Genomic DNA, 21,952 nt, shown 5'->3' with positions numbered 1-21,952 from the left:
AAGTAGCAGTTAACATTATTTATTTAGGAAAGTAAGGTCTGGATTTTGTAGTAGTAAAAAAAATAGGTCAACTACAACATTTATCCATAAAGTCACAATACGCAAAGAATAACTTGCCTAAGCATTGTCTGGTCAAGTACATCAATATCGATAAAATATTTCTGTAGTTATTTACATTTATCAATTTAAAATCAATTTTTAAAAAATCATTTTGGAATTATACATATGAACAAAAAAATAAAGCTTAGCATTCAGGCATTAACAATATTTACCATTTCTATGGTCATAGGTTGTAAGACCCAACAGAATAAAGTAGAATTTGTAAATCCAACCAATAATAGCAAGGTCCTCAAGGGGGAGAAAGTTCAAGTTAAGTTGAATTTTCCGGATGCCGGAATAGACTCCGTTGTCTACTCCGTTGATGGCAATGTATTCGGACGTATGACCGACACTACAGCGGTCATATTTGATACCGATTCTTATAGTTATGGTAACAAGAGATTAAGTGCCAAGGTGTATTATCAAGGCAAAGAGGAGTTCGCATATAGCGAAGTTTTGGTAGTTCCTCCAGCTCCAAAACAATACGCTTTTGATGTAATAGGAACATATCCACACGATCAGGGAGCTTTTACCCAAGGGCTATATTATGAAAACGGAACTTTATTCGAAACCACCGGCCAATTGGGTGAGTCCACATTAAGGAAAGTGGAACTGGCATCGGGAAAGGTCCTGCAAAAAGCTGATCTCGCCGCTGATGAGTTTGGTGAAGGGATGACGGTAGTTGGAAATAATATGTACGTGTTGACCTGGCAGAACAATAAAGGCCATGTTTATGACAAGAACAGCTTTAAATTATTGAAGTCATTTAATTACCAAAACAGCCAAGAAGGTTGGGGTCTTACTTATGATGGTAAACAGTTCATTAAGTCCGATGGTACCAATAATTTGTATTTCTTAGATCCGAAAACATTAGCTGAAACAGGCGTTATGCCCGTTTTTGACGATAACGGGCCTGTAGAGGAATTAAATGAGCTGGAGTTTATCGATGGTAAAGTTTACGCAAATCTCTATTATGGAGACAGGGATGAAATGGTAATCATCGATCCAAAGACAGGAATTGTTGAAGGTAGAATCAATTTTGTCGGTCTTTATAGCGATAAACGCGCTCCTTATGATAATGAGATGAACGGTATTGCATATAAATCTGATTCCAAAACCTTATTGGTAACTGGAAAACATTGGACAAAATTGTTTGAGGTCCGCATTAAAGAACGCTAGATCATTTTGTTCTCGGTCGTTATTTTAATCAACGACATCATATTTTTTGTCTTGAACTTGCTCATCATCCTTTTCCTATGGGTTTCGATGGTGAGCGGGGATAGGAACAATTCCTCTGCAATCTGTATTGAAGTCTTACCTATAGCTATCAGCTTCAGGATCTCGATCTCTCTTTTGGTCAGTTTTGGTAACAATGGAAGATCTGTACTGATGGGATTCGCAATGATCTCCTGGACTGCTGAACTGAAAACCAACTGTTTGTTAACAGCCTTATCCAGGCATTTCTCCAATTCAAAAATTTCGATGTTCTTGAGCAGATAGCCTGAAGCTCCATTCTGCATGAGCTGTAAGATAACACTTCGCTCCGTATGGTTGCTCAGGCCAAGGATGATAACATTGGGTGCAATACGCTTTATCTCCAGGCAAAGATCTATTCCGTTGATATCTGGAAGTGAAATATCCAAAAGAACAATGTCCACTTGATCTGTTTTAAGATATTTCAGTAATTCAGACCCCTTGGTGAAAGTTGCGGTAACCTCATAGGATTTTATGCGGTCCAAAAGGCTCACCAGCCCTTGTATGATTAATGAATGATCATCAACAATAGCTATGCTATAGGCTGAATTGTACATGGTTTTAAGGATAGTTGTCGAATAATAATAAAGATAACCAAGTTTTTAGAAAAAAAATGGTCAATGTGAAATATCCCTGTTTACAGGTACAGTGATCAGGCATCAATTTAAGGCCTAATACTATCTTTCTGAATAAAGAAATCTAATTCACCTTTCACAGGTATATACTCTTTCTTGTTTGCTTCCTCAATTCGATCAGGAAATAATATTCCGTAAAGATGGTCTACTTCATGTTGGAAAATAACAGCTGTAAAACCTTCTATCAACTCCTCCTTTACATTCCCTTTGCGATCGATGTGTTGTAATTTAATCGCATAACTACGTTTTACATTTTCTTTTAGATCTGGAATTGACAAACAACCCTCTGTCCCTTGGCGAGTTAGCTGTGAGCGCCAAATGATCTTCGGATTCAAATAGAATTCAAAAGGTTTATCATTCTTATCCAAACGCTGCACCCAAACAACATTTTTGTTGATGCCTACCTGTGGACCAGCTATTCCTACTCCTGGATGGTCAGGATCCCTGACCGTTTGCAACATCCTAGAGGCTAGTTTATCCAACAAAGGGTCATCAAATTTGATGTCCTCAGATGGTTTTTTCAGGACAGCCAGCTCCTTCTTATCTGTAATTTGGTATACATGCATCAATTTGTTTTCATCTCCGTCATTGATTAATGATCTCTCATGATCATTGAAATTCTTTGCTGTTTTCATATTAACCTTCCTTTGGTTTTTAGGGCCAATATATTTTTTCTCCCCAGCTTCTATGGCAGCACTCATTATATTGTTCTTCGGTGGTTGTGGGCACCGATATCCATTGCTGTAAGCACAATAAGGATTATAAGCCCTGTTGAAATCTATCCTGATTTTTCCATCTTTTATATCCGTAATGCTTAGATCCAGGTACCTCCCCCCTTCATAGGTCGTTTCTCCAGTCGTACTGTCCATAAAAGGCACAAAAAGATGGTTTTTATAGATCGCATTCTGAAATAGTGATACACTTTGGTAGGCAGTTAAACTATATATTTTTCCATCCAATTCAAATGTTAGTAATCCATACTTCTTGTATTCGTTAGAAGTTCCATCATAAGTGGGCATCCTGAAGGTCGGTTCATTGAAAACCAGCTCTATTGATGCTGTCACCACATAATCTTGCTTTGCAGGGTAGAAGGTCACATATTTTACCTGATCTTCTCGAAGTGGACCAAATTCATCCTTTACCATTTCCTGGATCTGATTATCCCGATAGGATTGAATTTCCTGTTCCAAAGATTGGCCCATTATAATTAACGGTGCAAAGAAGCTGATTAAATAGATAAATGCCTTCATTTTTATAATTAATATCTATCAAATGTATAGATATTTTGCGATTTTCGGATAGGGCTAATCTAAAGTTTAATTGTAATTTTGTAAAAAATGCAGTGACATGAGATTAATGGCTTTTGATTATGGGACCAAGAGGATTGGAATAGCTGTTTCGGACAGCATGCAGATAATTGCAAGCCCATTGACTAACATCCATCCAGAAGAGATCTGGAAATTTCTTTCCGAATACCTTGTTGAAGAACAGGTAGAAACCTTCATCATTGGCAAACCAAAGAAATTAGATGGAACGGCTTCTGAATCCGATCAGCATGTGGTTGGTTTCAGCAGGAAGCTACGTAAAACTTATCCCCATATTCCAATAGAAGAGGTGGATGAAAGATTCACCTCCAAGATCGCCTCGCAGGCCATTTCAGTATCTGGAATGAAAAAGAGTAAAAAACAGGATAAGGGATTGATTGATAAAGTTTCAGCAGTATTGATTCTGCAGAGTTATATGTACAGCAAATCTTTTTAATATGGCATTGAAGGATATACAGTTTTTTTCCCAGGACATCGATTTTACACTCAAGGAAAAACAAAAGGTAAGGCAGTGGATAGGAAAAACCATCAAAGAAGAAGGTTACAGTCGCGTTGGAGAAATGAGTTTCGTTTTTTGTTCAGATGCCTACCTTCTTGATATTAACAAGCAATATCTTAACCATGATACATTCACGGATATCGTGACCTTTGATTCATCTGAAAAGGAGGACCTCATTGCTGGAGATATCTTTATTTCCGTAGAAAGAACCATGGAAAATGCTCAAAAATTCAATGTTTCCAATCGTGATGAGTTGCATCGAGTAATCATCCATGGTGTACTCCACCTTTGTGGCTATTATGACAAGACAAAAGAGGAAAAAACCTTAATGACACAAAAAGAGGATTACTATCTCGCTAAACGGGATTTCTAAAAATTCCTTTTTCTGCTTATGCTCATAAACTCTTGGTAAATTTTTGAAAGACGGCAATAGGATGACCTTCACGTAATTTTTCTCCAGAGCGGGAATGACTCATCAACAGGCAAGTGAAGGCTCTAATATCATCAGTAACCAATTATGGCTCTCTCCAGAAGGGACCAGTCTGGAAGACCGGAATCCATGCGAGAGTAGTTTGTTATTGGATCGGAAAACAGATCCCAGAACTATTGATGAATTGGAGACTATGGGTTATTCCATTCAATTAGGAGGTAATACCAGTGATCTTATCAATGCAATATACTTTGATCCCAGGCAGGTTAGCCCCTGGAGAGGGAGTAGAAACAATTGGGAAGACGAAGGTATTGGTTGGAAGTTATACATTAATTGAGAAAATGTTTAATATTGTAGTGATATAAAAAGTTAGGAGTGGTTTTCCTAAAAAATAAATTACGAAAATTATTATATCAATGATAAATAAAATAATTACATCTGTACTTCTTTCAACAGGTTTTGTGGTTTGCTCTGCTGATCTTACTGCTCAAACGTTGCCGGTCATTAAAGAAGGCGAAGCCCAGATAGTTGAGGGGTTCAATACCCCTGATAAATGGATACGGGAGGACCTTTGGGTGGAAACTGATTTTGATACTGACGGTGATGGAAAACCTGATAGGATGCATGTCGATGTAACTCGCCCTTTCCAAACAGAAACCGAAAACCTTAAACTTCCAGTAATTTACGAGACTAGCCCATACTATGCTGGAATTGCTCAGATGGTCGATGGGATCATGTGGAACGTGAAACATGAAATTGGTGAAAAGGCCCCAAACCCAAGGGTTCATCCAGAGGTTCAGAGAACAGGAAAAAGACCTGTTATTTCCAATAGCCTTATTCATGAATGGATAAAACGTGGATTCATAGTTGTTCACTCTTCTTCACCAGGTACTGGTCTTTCGGATGGTTCCCCAAGTATAGGTGGCCTTAATGAATCTCTTGCTCCTAAAGCAGTCATTGAATGGCTGTCTGGTAAGGACAATGGATATACCAGTCGCGAAGGGAATCAAAAGGTTAAAGCCTATTGGTCCACAGGAAAGGTAGGGATGACCGGAACATCTTTTAACGGTACCCTACCATTGGCCGCTGCAACAACTGGAGTTGAAGGCCTGAAAGCCATTATTCCCATTGCTCCCAATACTTCATACTATCATTATTATAGATCCAACGGTTTGGTTCGCAGTCCCGGTGGTTATTTGGGGGAGGATATCGATGTACTTTATGATTTTGTCCATAGTGGGGATGAAGCTAAACGTCCATACGGAAATAAGTTAATTCGCGATACCGAAATGGCAAAAGGGTTGGATCGTGAATCTGGTGATTATAATGATTTCTGGAAAGGTCGAGATTATCTAAACCAAATGTCAGGGATGAAAGCTGCCCTTTTGATGTCCCATGGGTTCAATGATTGGAATGTAATGCCTGAACATAGCTACAGAATTTATAAAGCTGCTAAAGAATTAGGTATTCCAACCCAGCTCTATTATCATCAAGATGGACACGGAGGTCCTCCTCCCATGAAAATGATGAACCGCTGGTTTACACGGTATTTATTTGGTGTCCAAAATGGAGTTGAAAATGAACCCAAAGCTTGGATCGTGCGTGAAAATGAAAGACAAATGAATCCTACTCCCTATGCAGATTACCCAAATCCGTCGGCACTGAATGTGAAACTTTTTTTAGTTGCAGGTGCCCCTAAACATGGTGCTCTATCAACTAAACAGAAATCAGTAAAGGCCCTTGAAACCTTGGTTGATGACGTATCCATCAGTGGAGATTCATTGGCCCAATTGGAAACGTCCAATCATAGGTTGCTTTATCTAAGTCCAAAACTGACAAAAGATCTTCATATATCCGGATTGCCCCGTATTAATCTGCGTTTGGCGAGCAGTAAACCTGCAGCAAACCTATCTGTTTGGTTAGTTGCATTGCCTTGGGAAAAGGGTAAAGATATAAGAATCACTGATAATATCATTACCCGTGGGTGGGCTGATCCCCAAAACCATGAATCTTTGACCAAAAGCAATCCACTGAAACCAGGGAAGTTCTATGATTTAGCATTCGACCTTCAACCAGATGACCAAATTATTCCTGCAGGACAACAAATCGGACTGATGATATTCTCCTCTGATCAAGATTTTACCCTATGGCCAGAGCCCGGTACTGAACTGACGATTGATCTTGATGGATCTCATTTGACCTTACCGGTGGTTGGTGGACTTCAGGCATTTGATTCATCTTTAAAATAGATAAATCCCTAAAAATTTCACATAGTGTCTACTTGTGCAAGATCGGCTGTTTTGTATGTCTGGACAATTTCACTTGATTCTTACCAAAACTATTTGCGATATTGGGACATTGAATACCTGCCTAGGAATGATAATTTTGATCATATATCTTCCTTGTGCTGGATAAATTGGAACTCCTAAAGATACTGGCCTGATATACTAGGCAGGCCATTTTTAATTTTTCCTTCGTGGAATTCTCTTCCATTCCCTTAAAGTTGTAATTGAAAGTCCTTGTCATTTCTAGGAGTATTTCCTCATTTTACTGGCATTCTAGCATGAGGGGATATGAATAATACAATTGATTTTCATCTATCTCTAAAGCTCGAAGAGTTGCTCATGAACGTTAAACCTGTTTTGGCCAACATAAGTAAATATGAAGTTGAAAATAACGAAATGTTTTTAGCAATAGCCCTAATTGGGCAGAGCAGTAAGACGACCTTCACGAGCAGCTTTGTAGTTTATGGTCCTTTGATTTAGCGTGTTCTGACTAAGAGTTTAATAACTTGGAAAGCCTTTCTGATATTGCCCTGCAATTAGGAGTTTGTTTGATATGAATGTCCACAAAGGAGGCCTATGGAATAAAAGGCAGCAGATCCGGTTAGAGCATCATTTTTTGGGGATGACTAGGTGCCGGGTAGATGGATCCGATATCAACTTGTCCATTTCAGAATAGGTGATGTCCTGGATGTCTCGCTTGATCTGTTGATAATTTCTGACTACCATCCCTTGTTGGGGTTGGGTGACCTCTTTGGGCTGCTGGTAACTGGACTGCTCCTTTGCGATCGCCCGATGGTTGTTTATCACCCTGCCATGGAATCCTTTCAGAGAGATAGGTAATTGAGGGTCATCAGCTACCATCCCCACGAATTCACCGGAGGATAGGCTTGAAATCACCGAGGGGGGAATTGCTGCGTCCAGTTGGCTCGATAAGCCAATGGAAGTGTCGCTGGAATTGATCGATAGGCTCTGCCTGTCTTGCATGATCTTCCCAAATCTCTCAGAAAGTTGTTTTGCTGTCTCTCCGGAAACCTGCCCGCTGATTACGTTTCCTACTATGTTCAGTATGACATCTGCCTGGTCTCTGCCATAATCCTTACGGAGTTGGGAAATGTCTTGCACGCAGAGGGTGGTGGCAACTTTGTTGCTTCTGGCAGTAGCAATCAGGCTATCAATGTTGTTTAAGTAGATCGTTGGAAACTCATCGAAGATCAGGCTGCATTTAAGCATATCCTTTTTGTTGACCTGTTTAATCAATCTGTTCACGAAAAGTGAGATCACGGCCCCATAGATCTGGATCTTCTGAGGATTATTGCCCATGCAAACAATTTTGGGTGATTTTGGGTTGTTGATGTCAAGGGTGAAATCATTTCCCGAAAGAACGTAGTAGAGTTGGGGTGAGGACAGGCGGGCCAGCGCTATCTTTGCCGATGCTACCTGACCTTCGAGCTGTTCCATTACATTGTTCAAATAGGCATTGACAAATGGATTGATCAAGACCTGTATTTCTTCCTGACTTCTAAGCAATGTGAAAAGTCGGTCATAATCCTGCTGCATAAGCTCAATCACGTGAGGTAAGGTACAGAATTCTCCGTCCTGGTAGCACCTTAGATACCAGATTACTGCAGTTAGGAGGTTAATTGCCGATTCCACGAAGAAGTCCCCCTGTCGCTTAACCCACTCCCTGTTTAGGCCCAATAGAATGGTCCTGGCTGATTCTGCAGCATCAGTGATGTCATCCATTGCCGAGGGCTCCAGGGGATTGCACCTGTGGGTCCTGGAAAGGTTGTCAAAATCTATCCTATAGAAATTCATTTTCCTTTCCCCCATCATCCAGTGATGGTATGCTATCTTTGAGAGATCATCGTACTTAAAGTCGTATACTAACATGGAGAAGCCTTTTTTTATGTGTTGGGAAATAATATGACGTATCACGTAATAAGATTTACCCGAGCCAGGGTTACCCAAGACCAGGGTTGCTCTAAATGGGTTGATGATGTTGATCCAACCAAATCGCTTTCGGTTTCTTAAACGGTACTCGAATGGAAGGTTTATCGAAAAATCGTTTTCCAGTAGGTCTTCCTGCTGTGGAAAGGTCTGGTTCTGAAGGTTGAATATGTCTTGGTCTGCCAGTTGGGTCCAAAGGATTCTGGATATAATCGTGGTTCCCTTGATGACCGCAAGCATGCCCCATGTACTCAGCGTATAATATACCAATAGTACCAAAGGTGTAGCTGGTAGCACATTAAAAATGAGCCCACTGGAAAAAAAGAGACCGAACCCCAGTAAAAACCAGACTAATGCTCTGTTCATATTGAATTTTCTTTCCTTTTTACCATTTATTCCAATCATGGAAATCAGCAGGAAAAGTAGACAAAACCACTTGCAGCGGTTAAAGGTGTTCAGGAGCCCAGTTCCTGAAATGGATTTGAGAATCCTATCGGTTAGTTGCCATGTCATACCCAGCTTAATGAACCAATGGTAGCCCACATGGTAATAATGCAAGGCCAATAGGAACACCGCTATAAGCCGTCCCATGTCGGATATTTTTTTCAGAGCTTGAGCATTTTCGGTATTGTTCATTTTCGTTCTGGTTTATGTTATCATAATTTAATGGTCCTATGTTCGGCTATCTGAAGGTCCTTTCCCATTTTGCATTCAGCGCTATGGCCAAGCTTGAATGAATTGATATCAAAGCCTAGACCTAGCTTTCTTTCGTGTATTGCGCAATACAGCATGTGATCGATCACAACGGTTTCACTTGAAACTTTTCCTTTTCCAGGTAATTGAATGAGTTCAATGCCCTGGAACAATAGTTGTTGGGCATCCCACCCCTGGTTTGAGGAACTCATTTTTTCTTGCTGAATGACGGTCCGGAGACGAGTGATGGAAGTCTTTTCCCTTTGTGCTACATGAAAAAAAGAGAGTGGAAATTGGCATAAATCTGGGGAAAGATTGGCTTGAGGAATCCCTTTGGAAACGGTTCTGTAGGACTTGTCTGTCAAGTAATAGATCAGTCCTTTATTTTGATCATTTGTATGGGCCTTTGGCTTTAGGGCCAATATATTGAAAGGTTTGAGCAGCGCATTCCATTCCTGTAAATCCGAAAATGAGTATGTACGCTGAAGGTAGAGTAGGATGTCACGGAGGCTTTTATTGAGAGGCTGAGCAGCCTGGATAAGTTCCCTTATAGGGGTTGGCCTTTCGTTTTCTCCAAGTAAATTTTCCTGTGCAGGAACCAGGTCAAAATCAGCCTCTAGTTTTTTTGCTGCAGGAATGGAAAGTCGCTGTCCCAGCCTGTGCGTGTAGATTTGGCTTCCATCACTCCGGATATTCGTTGATACGATGTGCATGTGCGGGTGGTAGGTATCTGAATGCCGGTAAACTAGAAATGGCTGTAGACCAAAACCGATCAGCTCCATGTAACATTCGGCGATCAAGCGGAATTGAGAATTGGACAGTCTTCCATCAAGAGGGTGGAAGCCCAAAATGGAATGCAGACAGGGGAGCTTGATGTTTGCGTTTAGGGTACAGCGGTTGACCATGTATGAGGTCTTTTGTTGTATGCTAAGATCCTTAGATGATAGTGGCATGTTTCCCGCCATGAGACATTCCGCGATTCCAGAGGCAACCTTTTTCTCATGGTAGGCAATTATCCTAGAAACACTCGCCACGTCGTAAGTTAGTGCAACCATACCTTGAGAAGCTTTTTTATTAATGAAGTCTGTATGTACATTTCCTGCTCGATACGCTTGAAGATCACTAATAAGTCAGAACTCTCGCTTATGTCCCCTAATGCTTCAACCATCTGGACCTTGGATCTCTCCATGCATTTTCTAGAACGGGAAAGTTCCTCTAGGACATCATCCTGTGAGCGATTCCTTATTGTTGTTACGATTTTTCGGGAAAACAATCTTTTTCTGAGATAAAGGGCCATGTTCGGGCATGTACTGTTTTCTTTTTCTGTCTTTAGCTGGGAATATTCCTTTTCCGTAAAATTAAGGGTGACGGCCTTATTTCTTAGTTTGTTGTTTTTCATGTTGAATTTTTTGAGTGATTATTTGGATATCCTGCGGGCAGGAAGAGGTGTTTTCAATTTACCTATATTCATTGCCCAATCATTTAAATCTTTATGATTCTGGTACAATGCGCTCTGGTCTCGGTATCTATTGTCCAATGATAAGGCGTATCTGGTTAATTCTGTGCCGGCCCTGTCACGGTCAAGGTATAGGGAAATCTGCTGGTGAGACTCCATTTTTTCTCGTGCCCTTTCAAAGAAGGATACGGAGTTAAGGACCATGAAATCCACCTTTGATTCGTCTAAATTAGGATGGAGGGTTCTGAAGGTCAGGAAATCCATAAAGCCTTCAAAAACAAGGATTTCGTTGTGGCCTATTCCAAGACTGGAGATGTCTTTTGGAGAATTACTCAACTTATAATGGGGTGTTCGGATTTCAAAACCTCCTCCGTCATTGGGAAAGCCAATTCCAAGATAGCTATTCCCAGAAATTTCATATTTGAGCTCTCTACAATATTGATCTGCCAAGTGCACAGAGATGCGACGTTCTTGAATGTATTTAATAAGATGGTCTGACCTCAGGGAGCTGTTCTGGATTAAGGTGATTTTGTTTTCATGCTGGTGTGATTTCTTGGGGAATGCCATTTTGGAGGATACCGTGACAGGTAATTCCATTCTAAATCCTTCAATGAATTCGGAAATGCTGCAACCTTGGTAAAGAATTGCAAAATCGATGAGGTTGCCTCCCTTGCCTATGCCGTGGTCATACCAGCGGTTGATCCTGCGGTTTACCTTAAAGGAAGGTACGGTTTCTTTCCGAAATGGGGAAAGGTACCAAAAATCATTATTCCTGATTTTGGAGGGTTCATGGCCAAGATTCGCCAGGTAGCTTACCAGGTCCATTTCACGGATTTCCTGTAGGGAAATATTTCTATTGTTATTTTCCATATCCATGCTTTGAGTTATTAAAAAATTATCCTTCGATCCAAATTTAAAGAGGTGTGCTCCATTAAAACGAGCCTCAAAAAAATCGTATGTACCTCAAATCCTTAATGTTACTCCAGGATCGCTCTAGGGCAATAAGGTGAAAAGAGTCAAGTAACGTCCCATTGAGGGTACAACTTATTTACAGGTAATTGTTGTACTTGTAGTAAGAAACCCTTCCCTGTTTCTTTGTAAAACAATTGAACGGGTGACCATGCAGCTTTCCATAAGTATTCACCTGATTGTAGTCAAAAGTAAAAAAGGAGAAAATAATGTTGCAAAATTTAACCTGGACACAAATCTTACTACTACTAACCAGTGCCTTAGCGGTTTATTACGTATGGGCCCTATGGAGACTATATGGGAGGAAATTCCTGGATAGCTTCAAAAACGTTGATTCCAATTCTGGTTTCGAATGGGAGAAAGGAAATAAGTCGCTCTTCGACCCGCCTAGGGGAGCCCAGGAACATCCAACTCGCGTTTATGGGGGTGGCCAGGAATTCCTTGATCAGTTGCGCCTATATCTTGTTCCCTACAGAAATGCAGGAGATAGTCCGGTAATACAATGGGATACCCTCAGGGAATTATTGCAGAAGTACAATCCTTCAAATGACAGAAAACTCCAGAAAATCATGGTGGAAACCTTGGTAGTAGAGCTGGAAGTTTTTGGAATTGATATTCCTTTTTCTACTATTAAGGAGAAAATTGGTTGCTCTTAGAATTGGTTGAAAGTTGGCCGGCGCTCCCGGATCCTACCTGGTGAGAGCACCTTGATAATACCTTTTTTCAGGTATCGCGGGACCGCAAGCCATCTATCCATAAAAAATAAAATCCATATGTTTTATGATAAATAATATAGATAAAGATCATCAGACGACAGCTAGGTTGAACCTGCGCACTGGAACGGTGATTTTAACGGTTTACTTTCTACTGCCTTTGATCTGCAATGGACAGGATGGAAATGCAGGAATAGAAGCGGCAAATACTCAAATAAGGAGTTATTTCAGTGCAGGGACACAGCTCATGTATGGGGTTGGAGCCCTATTGGGGCTCATTGGGGCTGTAAAGGTCTTCCAGAAATGGAACAATGGAGACCCCGACACCGGGAAGGTTGCCGCCGCTTGGTTCGGCAGCTGTGTTTTCTTAGTCGTGGTAACTACAGTAATTGAATCGTTCTTTGGAATTCGATGAATATGGCAAATTCAATATATCGTATCCAACGTGACATCAACAGACCTATTGAATTCTTTGGGTTCCAATCACAATACATCTGGATGCTTGTTCTCGGGTTTGTTCTCTTGCTGGGGATTTTCCTGACATTATACTATTCAGGGGTTTCCAGGATATTTAGTCTTTCAGTTATTGTCATATCAGGAACTCTCTGGACAGTTCGTGTTCATGGGTGGAATAAGCGATATGGTAAATTTGGCTTTTTAAAGGCATATGCACGGGGAAAGCTGCCTACCGCTGTTCGAATCAGGGACAGAAGGTCATTTATTTACTTCAAAGACTGGGAGGGGGAGAAATGGACGTAGAATTCAATAAGATATTTCCTCTTTTGGACGTTGAGCAAGATTGTATCCTGAGCAAAAGTGGCGATGTAACCCTTGTCTTTCAGGCAAATATGCCAGAGATATTCAGTTTGTCAGATGCAGAGTTGGAAACTTTTCACCAAAGCTGGATCAGTGCTATAAAGGCTCTACCGCATGGGAGTATTATACATAAACAAGATTGGTTCGAGAAGAAAAACTATCGTGCGGAGCTTTCCGACCTAGAAGTTGGTTTTCTTGAAAGGGCAAGCGAACTTCATTTTAACGAAAGGAGTTACCTCGAGCATCATTGTTATGTCATGTTGTCCAAATCTCCTAATTCCAGAAAAGGAGCAAATAGCCTTTTCTCTACTTTGATAAGAGGGCACCTTGTTCCCCAAGAGACCATTGACCTTGAAGGCTTCAAGGAATTCTTTGGGGCCTGCGGGCAGTTCCAGAGGATACTTGAGGATTCTGGTTTGATCCAACTCAAAAGATTGACAGACGTTGAGTTAAAGAGCAAAAATGACCGTCAGGGACTCATTGAACGTTACTTCAGGCTGGGAGGGTCAGAAGAAGGTCCATTGATAAGGGATATAGATTTTTCCAAGGGGATCCAAGTTGGGGATCGGCATTGTCAACTGTTTACACTAAGTGATGCCAAAGATCTGCCCAACCTATGTGGTAGCAGGATCGATTACGAAAGATATTGTACTGAAAGAACACGCCTCAGTGTTGGGTTCAGTTCTTCATTAGGACAACTTCTTCCCTGTGACCACATCTATAACCAGTACATTTTTGTCTCTGACCATCAGGAGGTGATTAAGCGCTTGGAACGAAAACGCCTGAGGTTACAATCGCTTTCTGCTTATAGTCGAGCAAACAAGGTTGCCAGGGATGCCACGGAAGATTTCCTGAATGATGCCATTGCCAATCAACGATTGCCCGTAAGAGCCCATTTCAACGTGCTAGCGTGGACGTGCGATCAAAAGGAAATAAATTCTGTCAGGAATATGATTTCTTCGGCTTTGTCCAAGATCGATGCACTTTGCAAAGAGGAAACAGTTGGTGCTCCTCAAATTTTCTGGGCAGGAGTACCCGGGAATTCTGCCGACCTCCCGCTAAATGAGACCTTTGAGACTTTTGCCGAACAAGCAAGCTGTTTTCTCAACCTAGAAAGCAATAGTGAAACCTCCTTGAGCCCAACAGGAATTCGCCTGGGGGAACGTCTTTCGGGAAGACCCCTCCATGTCGATATTTCTGATGAGCCAATCATGAAAGGGATATGTACCAACCGCAACAAGTTTATTCTTGGCCCGACTGGTAGTGGCAAATCCTTCTTTACTAATCATATGCTCCGGAGCTACCATCAACAGGGTAGTCATGTTGTACTGGTGGATGTGGGGCATAGTTATAGAGGTTTGTGCCAATTGATCGGAGGGAAGTATTTTACCTATAGTGAAGAGGAACCGGTCAGTTTCAATCCATTTTTTATCAGTCCAGGGGATAGCCTTGATACTGAGAAAAAGGAAAGCATCAAGACCTTGCTACTTGCCCTATGGAAAAGGGACGATGAGGTCTTCAGGAGATCTGAATATGTTGGACTCTCCAATGCTATCTCCGGCTATTTTGCATTTCTGGGGTCACGGCCTCAGATATGGCCATGCTTTGATAGTTTCTATGAATATTTAAAAGAATTGTATGTGCCATCCCTTCAAAGAGATGGGGTCAGGCAGTGTGATTTTGATATTGAAAACTTCCTGTATGTGTTAAGACCATTTTATAAAGGGGGCGAATTTGATTACCTGCTCAATTCTACTCAGGCTCTCAACTTGCTGGAGGAGAGGTTCATAGTTTTTGAGTTGGACAGCATCAAAGAACATCCCATCCTATTTCCGGTGGTCACCATTATTATTATGGAAGTCTTCATCGGCAAGATGAGAAAGCTTAAAGGGGTTCGTAAGATCATCTTGATAGAGGAGGCCTGGAAGGCCCTGATGAAAGAAGGTTTCGCCCAGTACATAAAGTATCTTTTTAAGACAGTGCGCAAATTTTTCGGAGAGGCAATCGTAGTCACTCAGGATATTGATGACATCATATCTTCGCCCATAGTCAAACAGACAATTGTCAATAACAGCGATTGCAAGATCCTATTAGACCAGCGCAAGTTTCTAAACAAGTTCGACGAGATTCAGGCGATGTTAGGATTGACAGACAAGGAAAAGGCTCTTGTGCTTTCGGTTAACCGAGACAACGATCCTGCCCAGAGATATAAGGAGGTTTTCATTTCCTTGGGAGGTGTCCACTCCAGGGTCTACCGTACCCAGGTATCCCTGGAGGAATATCTATGTTATACCACCGAGGAATCAGAACGGGTTAAGTTATTGGAATATATCCGTAGCCAAGGTGGGAACTTTTCAAGAGCAATTGTGGCGATGGCAAGGGACATCAGAAATGGATTGCTAAAAATATGAATAGTATGAAAAGAGATTTTAAGAGAAGGATCGCCCTTTTGGGACTTGTCCTTGCAATGGGCACCTGCCAACTAGCACAGGCACAGATCGGCATAGCAGAGGTAATTAAAGCAGGGATAAAAAGGGTGGTAAGAGCCGTAGACCTAAAAGTCCAGAGGTTACAAAACCGGACCATCTGGCTTCAGAACGCACAAAAAGTACTGGAGAATACTCTCAGCAAGTTAAGGCTCCAAGAAATCTCTGAATGGACAAACAAGCATACGGAGCAATATAGAGAACATTATCAACAATTTAGCCAGGTAAGGTCGGCAATCGCAGGTTTCCGGCAAGTCCGCCAAGTTGTCCAGATTCAGTTAAATCTGGTCCAGGAATACAGTAAGGTTTGGGACCTGTTGAAAGGGGATGCGGTATTTAGTCGGGATGAGATTGTCCACATGGAAAAAGTATATGCAGTGATCCTTGATAGGAGCCTTACAAACCTTGAACAAGTTCGATCAATAGTAAGATCGTTCCACCTTGCAATGACCGATCTGCAGCGAATCCAACTGATAAATGAGACAATCAGCGATCTGTATGGGAATTATAGGGACCTTAAGACCTTCAACCGGCAAAACTTAATCTTGAGGTTCCAACGCTTATCCCAGAAGGAACAGGTTGGAAAAGTCAGTGAACTTTATAACCTATCCAAGACACCATGAAAGCTATACAGGTTTCCCTATTCATCCTTTGTTTCGCTTTCCTGGTGCCAGAAGCCGGCCAATGCCAGATAGTGAAGGAATGGATACGTCAAAAAAGAACCTACAAAGAGTACCAAATCCAGCAAATTGCGGCTCAGAGTGCCTATTTAAATCTAGTGGAGGAAGGAAAAGGTCTTTTGCAGTCCAGGCTGGGAACTATTCAGGAAGCAAAGATAGATGTATTTGCATTGCACCAACTTTTCTTCAAATCCATGGGCATGGTCAGCCCACATCTGAAAGGAAACCCGAAAGTGTCAATGATATTGGACATGCAGGCCATCACTATTAAGCATTGTATTTATGCCAAGGACCTACTAAAGTCGGCTGATAAACTTTCTGACAAAGAAGGGCAGTTCATTAAGGATATCTCCTCAAACATCCTAGCAGTCAGTGTCGAACTGCTTGAAGGGCTTACATACATAATGAAGAACGATGAGTTACAGATGGACGATGGCCAGCGATTGCAACGCCTTTGTGTGCTCCATAACAAGATGGTTGAGCTTCTGTCCGTCTCCAAGAGATTGATAGAGGATTCTTCCCTAATCTCCATTTTCAGGAAACGCGAACAAAGGGATCTGTGGATCCTTATTGAAAAATCGGGAACAAAAAAAAGAATTAAATGAAGATATGCAGATTATTGTTACTAACCACCCTGTGGTTAGTGCTGCCTGGAAAAAGGATCTTGGGACAAAGTGCTGAGATTTCACAATTGATCTTGAACGTCGAGAAATTGACACAAATGAAGAAAATCCTTTCTCAGATGAAGCAGACCTATTCCGTACTCAATAAAGGATATGGTATGATTAGGGACCTTAGTAAAGGTAACTTTGATCTGCACAGAATCTTTTTGCAAGGTTTGTTTGAAGCCAGTCCATCGGTTCGAAGGTACCACAAGGTCAAACTGGTTATTGACCTTCAGTTACAGGTGGTTTCTCTGACAAAAAGGTTCATTCAGCGGTTTCGGAATTCAGGTCTCTTTTCATTAGAGGAACTTCAATATCTGTCTTTGGTTCAGGAAAAAGCCCTAGAGGAAAGCTTAATGATCCTACAGGAGTTGATCGTCTTGGTGGTGGATGGAAAGTTAAAAATGAATGATGGGGAACGCCTGCTGGCCATTGACGTGCTTTACAGCAAAATGGAACGGTCGGTTGAATACCTCCGCACTATGGTGAACTCTACAGATATCCTCCGGTACCAACGGATGCGTGAGAGCAGGGACATCGACAGGATGGAAGAAATGACCCAGAAGGTCCCAGATTAATATTGACAAATAAACAAGAATATGAAAACAATCATAAAATATGGTTTAGCCTTGCTGACCCTAATTGGACCATTACGAGCCTCCTCTCAGGATCTTTCCGAGAACTTCAGCAATTTCCAACTCGTTCTAGAGCAACTCTATGATGAAATGATGCCCTTATGTTCCAACCTTATGGGTGTAGGTCAGGGACTTGCAGGATTTGCAGCCCTGTGGTTCATTTCTTCAAAGGTATGGAAACATATTGCAGCGGCAGAACCCATAGACATTTTCCCACTGTTGCGCCCATTTGCCATTGGTTTTTGCATTTCTGTCTTCCCATCCGTAATGGGGCTTGTGAACGGAGTACTTTCTCAAACTGTCCTAGCCACCTCGGCAATGGTAGGTGATTCAAACCAGGCCATATCAGAATTACTCATGCAAAAGCGCAAAGCATTGGAGGGGACTGAGCTCTTTCAGATTTACGTAGGTCTTAACGGCCAAGGTGACCGAGACAAGTGGTACCGATATACCAATCAAGGTGAAGATCCGCAATCAGAGGGGTTTTGGGAAGGCCTTGGCAATGATTACAAGTTCGCGATGGCCAAGGCGGCCTATAATTTTAGGAATTCCATTAAGGAATGGATGAGCGAAGTGTTGTCGCTCTTGTTCCAGGCGGCGGCACTCTGCATCGACTGCTTGAGAACCTTTCAGTTGGTAGTCCTCTCTGTTTTGGGTCCGATTGTATTTGGACTATCGGTCTTTGATGGATTTCAGCACAGCCTTGTCATTTGGTTGGCTAGGTACATAAATATATACCTATGGTTGCCAGTGGCCAATATTTTCGGAAGTCTAATCGGAAAAATCCAACAAAATATGCTCAGGTTGGATATATCTCAGATTGAGGAAAGTGGATATACCATGTTCTCTCCTTCAGACGGTGCTTATCTGATTTTCCTGATCATAGGAATTGTTGGCTATTTTGCAGTCCCTACAATCGCCAATTATATTGTAAACGCCTCGGAAAGCGGTGCATTTGTAAGGAACGTTACTAACATTTTCCTCGGAACCACTACTAGTCTGCCTACCCGTATGGTGCAAAATGTGTCAATGTCAGGTGATGCAATGGGAGATTCAGCAGCAAGGAACTCTAGCAACATGGTCCAAAGATCCCAGAGTGAACCTTATTTCAAGGATTCAGCTCCCAAAGACAACTATATGCAGGAGAAATTGAAAGGAAATCCATAAAGATAGAAAACAAAGAATATGTTCAGGAAAATGAAAAATATTGATTCGGCCTTTCGACTTGTCAGGGGGTTTACGGCGCTTGTTGTTCTTTTTAGCGGAGTGACCTGTTGTCTGTGCATTTACTGGAGCTTGGGGACAATCAGCCGACACCAGCAACAAATATATGTACTGGCAAATGGACAGGCTTTCCTGGCCCGATCGTCTTCCCGTCAGGACAACCTTTCGGCCGAAGCCAAGGAACATATCAAGCGTTTCCATGAGCTGTTTTTCACGCTGGACCCCGATGAATCTTCCATCCGTGAGAAAACCACCATTGCACTTTACTTAGCGGACCAGAGTGCCAAGAAAGTTTATGACAATCTCCGAGAAAGGGATTTCTATTCACAGCTGGTGGCAGCCAATGTGAACCAACGCCTCATTGTGGATAGTATCCGTGTGGACCTGTCAAAATATCCCTACAGTTTCCACTTCTTTGGCACTCAACTGATTACTAGACCCACCACTCAGACCACGCGGAACTTGGTATGTCGTGGAATGCTTAGGGAGGTTTCCAGGAGCGAGAATAATTCCCATGGTCTGTTAATCGAAAGGTGGGAGATCCTTGAAAATCGGGACCTAAGGACTAGGAATCGTAAATAAATTACAATGGAAAAGAAAAAAACAAATAAGCTACTTGAACTCCACAAGATATGGAGATTCAAAGGAAAGGTTAGAAGAAGAAGCTTTTCTAGGAGGACCCGGATAATCTGGCTTTCAATCTTTATACTATTGGCCGGATGTTGTTGCATTTTCCAGGTCTACAGTTCGATTTGGGGAGCCTCAAGATTAAAAATATCAATGCCAACATCCATAGAATTACCTACTATACAGCCTCCAGGCACTCATGAAGGTCAGGAGCCTGGTCAACCTCGTCCAAATTTCCAAGGACAATTAGATCATCAGAATCTTGAAGAAAAAAATCCCGGGATAGGGAAAGAAAAAAAACATTCATCGTGCAGAAAAAAATAATGGATCAATGAAAGATAATTGTCATGAAAACAAGAAAAATAATAAATAGGAAAAAGTTTAGCAATAGGTTCCTTCTGTTAGCTCCAGTGGTTGCCATACCCTTTTTAATTCTGATGTTCTGGAGAATGGGGGTGGGAAGTGGAACGCAACCCTACCTTAAGAAAGGTGAACAATCTGGTTTTCCTGCGGATCTTCCAAAGATGGGTGAAACATTAGGGGAAAAGCTCAATAAGCTCCAGCTTTATGAAAAGGCGGAACGTGATTCCTTAAGGCTTAGAGAGCTCATCAGGAACGACCCTTATTACTTGGACCCACAGGAACCTGGTGGATTTTCTTGGAAGGACCTAGGGCAAGCAGAAGGAGAACAGGGCAATGATTTTGAGCCCGAGGAAAGTGAATCAGCAGAGGATCTTTCCAAAGAGATCCTTAGCAGACTCTCCGTGCTTCGCAAAGAGCTGGATGATACTCAGATCAATAATACTCCCCAGACCAACTCTCAGTACAGGAATTCAGTGGCAGAGGTCATGCCTATTATAGAAGGTAAAAAAAAGGGTAAGATTGAAACAGATTTCCTGGATGTATACAGATCACGCTTGGATTCGCTGACCCATGATCCAGAACAGGACCTAGAAATCTCTCAACTCAATGACATGCTCGACAAAGTTCTAGACATCCAGCACCCCGAGAGGTTAAGGTCCAGGATAGATAAGGATAAAAGCAAGGCAAGTGATAACGTGTTACACGTAGAACCCTCATTGGAGCATGGAGACATCTCAATTTTAGAAAACCATGGACAAAAGTTGGATTCCTTTAAACGAGCGGTCAGGTTCTATTCAACCATGGTGCAAGACGAACTTCCTATTGAGAAAGGATCTATCCTTGCCGCTGTGCATGATAGGCAAGAGGTTACGAACGGTTCGTCCATTAAACTTCACCTGCTACAAAACGTAACCATTGCTGGCAATGAGATCCCAAAGGGAACTTTGGTATTTGCAAGGGTAAACCTTACCTCCCAGAGGATGGACATCAATGTCAGCAACATTCGAGTAGGGAATGTGATTTTACCTGTCGATCTGCAGGTGCATGATCTTGATGGAATGCAAGGTGTCAATGTCCCCGGAAACGTTGTACAGCAAGGAATTCAGGAATCATCCAATAGGTCCATCCAAGAGTTAGGTTTTACTGCACTGGATCCCTCATGGGAAACCAAGGCTGCCACTATGGGGATACAGGCAGCAAAGAGTTTGATTTCTAAAAGGATAAAAGTGAAAAAAGTAATTATGCCCGCAGATTATCGCGTGCTCTTATTGGATAAAAAAGGATCAAAATTTACTCAACCTTAGATAAAAATTTATGATGGATAATCAAATACAAAGCTTTTTATTTTCGCTCTTTCTCCTTCTGGCTTGGACTGGTGCTCAAGGGCAGGCTGAAAACATTCCACAGCGATTAAATGTCAGTGAACAAATGACGACTAATCTTATATTTCCAAGCCCAATCCTTAGCGTAGACCTGGGAAGCTTGGAACTTCTTGCCCAGAAGGCTAACGGAGTACAGAACATCCTTCAGGTCAAAGCCGCAAAAAGAGAGCTAGAAAAAACAAACCTTACAGTAATAACTCAAGATGGAAAGTTATATACTTTCTTGGTTAGTTATGCGGAATTTGCAGATCCAATAAATCTTATGGTCAAAGATTTATTGGGGCCTCCTACAGTTCGCGCGATCGTGAATGGAAAGAATGTCCCTCCGCACAAGGTAAGAAAAGGAATGGATTGGGCATGTAGAACCGACCTTGTTCCCTTTCTTATAAGAAAGCATTCGTACGGGATCTCCTTTAGCCTCGATGGTGTCTTTATACAGGATGGTAGGATGTACTTTCGATTCAGATTCTACAATAATTCTAACGTACCATTTCAACCTGACCAACTCAGGTTCTTCATTAAAGATAACAAAACGACAAAAAGAACCCCTTCACAAGACCTTGAGGTCACCCCCGAGTTTGTGGTAGGAGAGCATGGTAAGCTCATTGAATATGTTATGCATACATTGGTTTTCAGCCTCCCAAGTTTTACCCTCCCTAAGGGTAAACATCTAAGAGTGGAACTTATGGAACTTTCTGGTGGTAGGAACCTCGTACTGAAGGTACGAAATAGGCATATCCTAAAGACCCTTCCAGTTCCAAATCTTTAA

General features: G+C 41.7%; 23 protein-coding genes. 17 read left to right on the top strand and 6 right to left on the bottom strand.

The features are described from left to right. The first annotated feature begins 225 nt into the window (after positions 1–225). Complete coding sequence (locus tag ACF3OC_RS18060; protein ID WP_392470296.1) at positions 226–1,278, top strand: glutaminyl-peptide cyclotransferase; 1,053 nt, start codon at positions 226–228, stop codon at positions 1,276–1,278. On the opposite strand, the gene ACF3OC_RS18055 is transcribed toward ACF3OC_RS18060, so the two are convergent. Together ACF3OC_RS18055 and def are read right to left on the bottom strand one after the other, a co-directional pair. Continuing rightward, positions 1,275–1,910, bottom strand: a complete 636-nt coding sequence (locus ACF3OC_RS18055) for a response regulator (protein WP_392470294.1) — start codon at positions 1,908–1,910, stop codon at positions 1,275–1,277. The genes ACF3OC_RS18060 and ACF3OC_RS18055 overlap by 4 nt on opposite strands. A 107-nt stretch (positions 1,911–2,017) precedes the next feature. After that, entirely contained in the window at positions 2,018–3,238 is a 1,221-nt protein-coding gene (gene def, locus ACF3OC_RS18050) for a peptide deformylase (RefSeq protein ID WP_392470292.1), read from the bottom strand. A gap of 97 nt (positions 3,239–3,335) precedes the next feature. Between def and ruvX the strand changes: the two genes are divergently transcribed. The 4 genes from ruvX (at position 3,336) to ACF3OC_RS18030 (ending at position 6,491) form a co-directional block, all read left to right on the top strand. Beyond that, on the top strand, positions 3,336–3,749 hold the full coding sequence (gene ruvX, locus ACF3OC_RS18045) for a Holliday junction resolvase RuvX (RefSeq protein ID WP_392470289.1): 414 nt from the start codon (positions 3,336–3,338) through the stop codon (positions 3,747–3,749). 1 nt (position 3,750) lies between these two features. Then, positions 3,751–4,185 (top strand): rRNA maturation RNase YbeY, encoded by a 435-nt coding sequence (gene ybeY, locus ACF3OC_RS18040; protein ID WP_179221463.1) that lies wholly within the window; start codon positions 3,751–3,753, stop codon positions 4,183–4,185. 94 nt (positions 4,186–4,279) lie between these two features. After that, positions 4,280–4,579 carry a hypothetical protein gene (locus ACF3OC_RS18035; protein WP_392470287.1) on the top strand — a complete coding sequence of 100 codons (300 nt, stop codon included), beginning with the start codon at positions 4,280–4,282 and terminating at the stop codon, positions 4,577–4,579. 79 nt (positions 4,580–4,658) lie between these two features. Continuing rightward, positions 4,659–6,491, top strand: a complete 1,833-nt coding sequence (locus ACF3OC_RS18030; RefSeq protein ID WP_392470286.1) for a Xaa-Pro dipeptidyl-peptidase — start codon at positions 4,659–4,661, stop codon at positions 6,489–6,491. A 645-nt stretch (positions 6,492–7,136) separates the two neighbouring features. Here the strand turns inward: ACF3OC_RS18030 and mobC are convergent. From mobC to ACF3OC_RS18010, 4 genes are all read right to left on the bottom strand, one after another. Further along, positions 7,137–9,110 carry a conjugal transfer protein MobC gene (gene mobC, locus ACF3OC_RS18025; RefSeq protein ID WP_392470284.1) on the bottom strand — a complete coding sequence of 658 codons (1,974 nt, stop codon included), beginning with the start codon at positions 9,108–9,110 and terminating at the stop codon, positions 7,137–7,139. 20 nt (positions 9,111–9,130) lie between these two features. Further along, positions 9,131–10,120 (bottom strand): relaxase/mobilization nuclease domain-containing protein, encoded by a 990-nt coding sequence (locus ACF3OC_RS18020; protein ID WP_392471624.1) that lies wholly within the window; start codon positions 10,118–10,120, stop codon positions 9,131–9,133. 89 nt (positions 10,121–10,209) lie between these two features. Next, positions 10,210–10,566, bottom strand: coding sequence for a hypothetical protein (locus ACF3OC_RS18015; protein WP_392470282.1), 357 nt, complete (start codon positions 10,564–10,566; stop codon positions 10,210–10,212). 18 nt (positions 10,567–10,584) lie between these two features. Next, the gene (locus ACF3OC_RS18010) at positions 10,585–11,493 is read right to left on the bottom strand and encodes a toprim domain-containing protein (protein ID WP_392470280.1); all 909 of its coding nucleotides are present in this window, start codon (positions 11,491–11,493) and stop codon (positions 10,585–10,587) included. 308 nt (positions 11,494–11,801) lie between these two features. Between ACF3OC_RS18010 and ACF3OC_RS18005 the strand changes: the two genes are divergently transcribed. From ACF3OC_RS18005 to traN, 12 genes are all read left to right on the top strand, one after another. After that, positions 11,802–12,248: a hypothetical protein gene (locus ACF3OC_RS18005; RefSeq protein WP_392470277.1), complete on the top strand. Its 447-nt coding sequence runs from the start codon at positions 11,802–11,804 to the stop codon at positions 12,246–12,248. 124 nt (positions 12,249–12,372) lie between these two features. Beyond that, positions 12,373–12,720 carry a DUF4134 domain-containing protein gene (locus tag ACF3OC_RS18000; RefSeq protein ID WP_392470275.1) on the top strand — a complete coding sequence of 116 codons (348 nt, stop codon included), beginning with the start codon at positions 12,373–12,375 and terminating at the stop codon, positions 12,718–12,720. Positions 12,721–12,722: 2 nt separating this feature from the next. Next, on the top strand, positions 12,723–13,064 hold the full coding sequence (locus ACF3OC_RS17995) for a DUF4133 domain-containing protein (RefSeq protein ID WP_392470273.1): 342 nt from the start codon (positions 12,723–12,725) through the stop codon (positions 13,062–13,064). After that, a complete protein-coding gene (locus ACF3OC_RS17990; RefSeq protein ID WP_392470271.1) occupies positions 13,055–15,532 on the top strand; it encodes a TraG family conjugative transposon ATPase in 2,478 nt (825 codons plus the stop codon). The genes ACF3OC_RS17995 and ACF3OC_RS17990 overlap by 10 nt, the downstream gene beginning before the upstream one ends. Before the next feature lie 38 nt (positions 15,533–15,570). Next, positions 15,571–16,230, top strand: a complete 660-nt coding sequence (locus tag ACF3OC_RS17985) for a conjugal transfer protein TraI (RefSeq protein WP_392470269.1) — start codon at positions 15,571–15,573, stop codon at positions 16,228–16,230. Then, positions 16,227–16,892 (top strand): hypothetical protein, encoded by a 666-nt coding sequence (locus tag ACF3OC_RS17980; protein WP_392470268.1) that lies wholly within the window; start codon positions 16,227–16,229, stop codon positions 16,890–16,892. Before ACF3OC_RS17985 ends, ACF3OC_RS17980 begins: the two co-directional genes overlap by 4 nt. Then, entirely contained in the window at positions 16,889–17,530 is a 642-nt protein-coding gene (locus ACF3OC_RS17975; RefSeq protein WP_392470266.1) for a TerB family tellurite resistance protein, read from the top strand. Before ACF3OC_RS17980 ends, ACF3OC_RS17975 begins: the two co-directional genes overlap by 4 nt. Positions 17,531–17,551: 21 nt before the next feature. Further along, entirely contained in the window at positions 17,552–18,754 is a 1,203-nt protein-coding gene (gene traJ, locus ACF3OC_RS17970; RefSeq protein WP_392470264.1) for a conjugative transposon protein TraJ, read from the top strand. Positions 18,755–18,772: 18 nt separating this feature from the next. Further along, complete coding sequence (gene traK, locus ACF3OC_RS17965) at positions 18,773–19,393, top strand: conjugative transposon protein TraK (RefSeq protein ID WP_392470262.1); 621 nt, start codon at positions 18,773–18,775, stop codon at positions 19,391–19,393. A gap of 6 nt (positions 19,394–19,399) precedes the next feature. Continuing rightward, positions 19,400–19,762 carry a hypothetical protein gene (locus ACF3OC_RS17960; protein ID WP_392470260.1) on the top strand — a complete coding sequence of 121 codons (363 nt, stop codon included), beginning with the start codon at positions 19,400–19,402 and terminating at the stop codon, positions 19,760–19,762. Positions 19,763–19,785: 23 nt separating this feature from the next. Continuing rightward, positions 19,786–21,105, top strand: a complete 1,320-nt coding sequence (traM, locus tag ACF3OC_RS17955) for a conjugative transposon protein TraM (RefSeq protein ID WP_392470259.1) — start codon at positions 19,786–19,788, stop codon at positions 21,103–21,105. A 10-nt stretch (positions 21,106–21,115) separates the two neighbouring features. Next, positions 21,116–21,952, top strand: coding sequence for a conjugative transposon protein TraN (traN, locus tag ACF3OC_RS17950; RefSeq protein WP_392470257.1), 837 nt, complete (start codon positions 21,116–21,118; stop codon positions 21,950–21,952).

Source organism: Sphingobacterium cellulitidis, assembly GCF_043187465.1.
Taxonomy (GTDB): Bacteria; Bacteroidota; Bacteroidia; order Sphingobacteriales; family Sphingobacteriaceae; genus Sphingobacterium; species Sphingobacterium cellulitidis.
This window is presented reverse-complemented; position numbering and strand designations above follow the sequence as displayed.

Excerpts from the sequence above, each read along its gene's own strand:
- ACF3OC_RS18060 (WP_392470296.1), top strand. The coding sequence starts at position 226 with ATGAACAAAAAAATAAAGCTTAGCATTCAGGCATTAACAATATTTACC.
- ACF3OC_RS18055 (WP_392470294.1), bottom strand. The coding sequence starts at position 1,910 with ATGTACAATTCAGCCTATAGCATAGCTATTGTTGATGATCATTCATTA.
- def (WP_392470292.1), bottom strand. The coding sequence starts at position 3,238 with ATGAAGGCATTTATCTATTTAATCAGCTTCTTTGCACCGTTAATTATA.
- ruvX (WP_392470289.1), top strand. The coding sequence starts at position 3,336 with ATGAGATTAATGGCTTTTGATTATGGGACCAAGAGGATTGGAATAGCT.
- ybeY (WP_179221463.1), top strand. The coding sequence starts at position 3,751 with ATGGCATTGAAGGATATACAGTTTTTTTCCCAGGACATCGATTTTACA.
- ACF3OC_RS18035 (WP_392470287.1), top strand. The coding sequence starts at position 4,280 with ATGACTCATCAACAGGCAAGTGAAGGCTCTAATATCATCAGTAACCAA.
- ACF3OC_RS18030 (WP_392470286.1), top strand. The coding sequence starts at position 4,659 with ATGATAAATAAAATAATTACATCTGTACTTCTTTCAACAGGTTTTGTG.
- mobC (WP_392470284.1), bottom strand. The coding sequence starts at position 9,110 with ATGAACAATACCGAAAATGCTCAAGCTCTGAAAAAAATATCCGACATG.
- ACF3OC_RS18020 (WP_392471624.1), bottom strand. The coding sequence starts at position 10,120 with ATGCCACTATCATCTAAGGATCTTAGCATACAACAAAAGACCTCATAC.
- ACF3OC_RS18015 (WP_392470282.1), bottom strand. The coding sequence starts at position 10,566 with ATGAAAAACAACAAACTAAGAAATAAGGCCGTCACCCTTAATTTTACG.
- ACF3OC_RS18010 (WP_392470280.1), bottom strand. The coding sequence starts at position 11,493 with ATGGAAAATAACAATAGAAATATTTCCCTACAGGAAATCCGTGAAATG.
- ACF3OC_RS18005 (WP_392470277.1), top strand. The coding sequence starts at position 11,802 with ATGTTGCAAAATTTAACCTGGACACAAATCTTACTACTACTAACCAGT.
- ACF3OC_RS18000 (WP_392470275.1), top strand. The coding sequence starts at position 12,373 with ATGATAAATAATATAGATAAAGATCATCAGACGACAGCTAGGTTGAAC.
- ACF3OC_RS17995 (WP_392470273.1), top strand. The coding sequence starts at position 12,723 with ATGGCAAATTCAATATATCGTATCCAACGTGACATCAACAGACCTATT.
- ACF3OC_RS17990 (WP_392470271.1), top strand. The coding sequence starts at position 13,055 with ATGGACGTAGAATTCAATAAGATATTTCCTCTTTTGGACGTTGAGCAA.
- ACF3OC_RS17980 (WP_392470268.1), top strand. The coding sequence starts at position 16,227 with ATGAAAGCTATACAGGTTTCCCTATTCATCCTTTGTTTCGCTTTCCTG.
- ACF3OC_RS17975 (WP_392470266.1), top strand. The coding sequence starts at position 16,889 with ATGAAGATATGCAGATTATTGTTACTAACCACCCTGTGGTTAGTGCTG.
- traJ (WP_392470264.1), top strand. The coding sequence starts at position 17,552 with ATGAAAACAATCATAAAATATGGTTTAGCCTTGCTGACCCTAATTGGA.
- traK (WP_392470262.1), top strand. The coding sequence starts at position 18,773 with ATGTTCAGGAAAATGAAAAATATTGATTCGGCCTTTCGACTTGTCAGG.
- ACF3OC_RS17960 (WP_392470260.1), top strand. The coding sequence starts at position 19,400 with ATGGAAAAGAAAAAAACAAATAAGCTACTTGAACTCCACAAGATATGG.
- traM (WP_392470259.1), top strand. The coding sequence starts at position 19,786 with ATGAAAACAAGAAAAATAATAAATAGGAAAAAGTTTAGCAATAGGTTC.
- traN (WP_392470257.1), top strand. The coding sequence starts at position 21,116 with ATGATGGATAATCAAATACAAAGCTTTTTATTTTCGCTCTTTCTCCTT.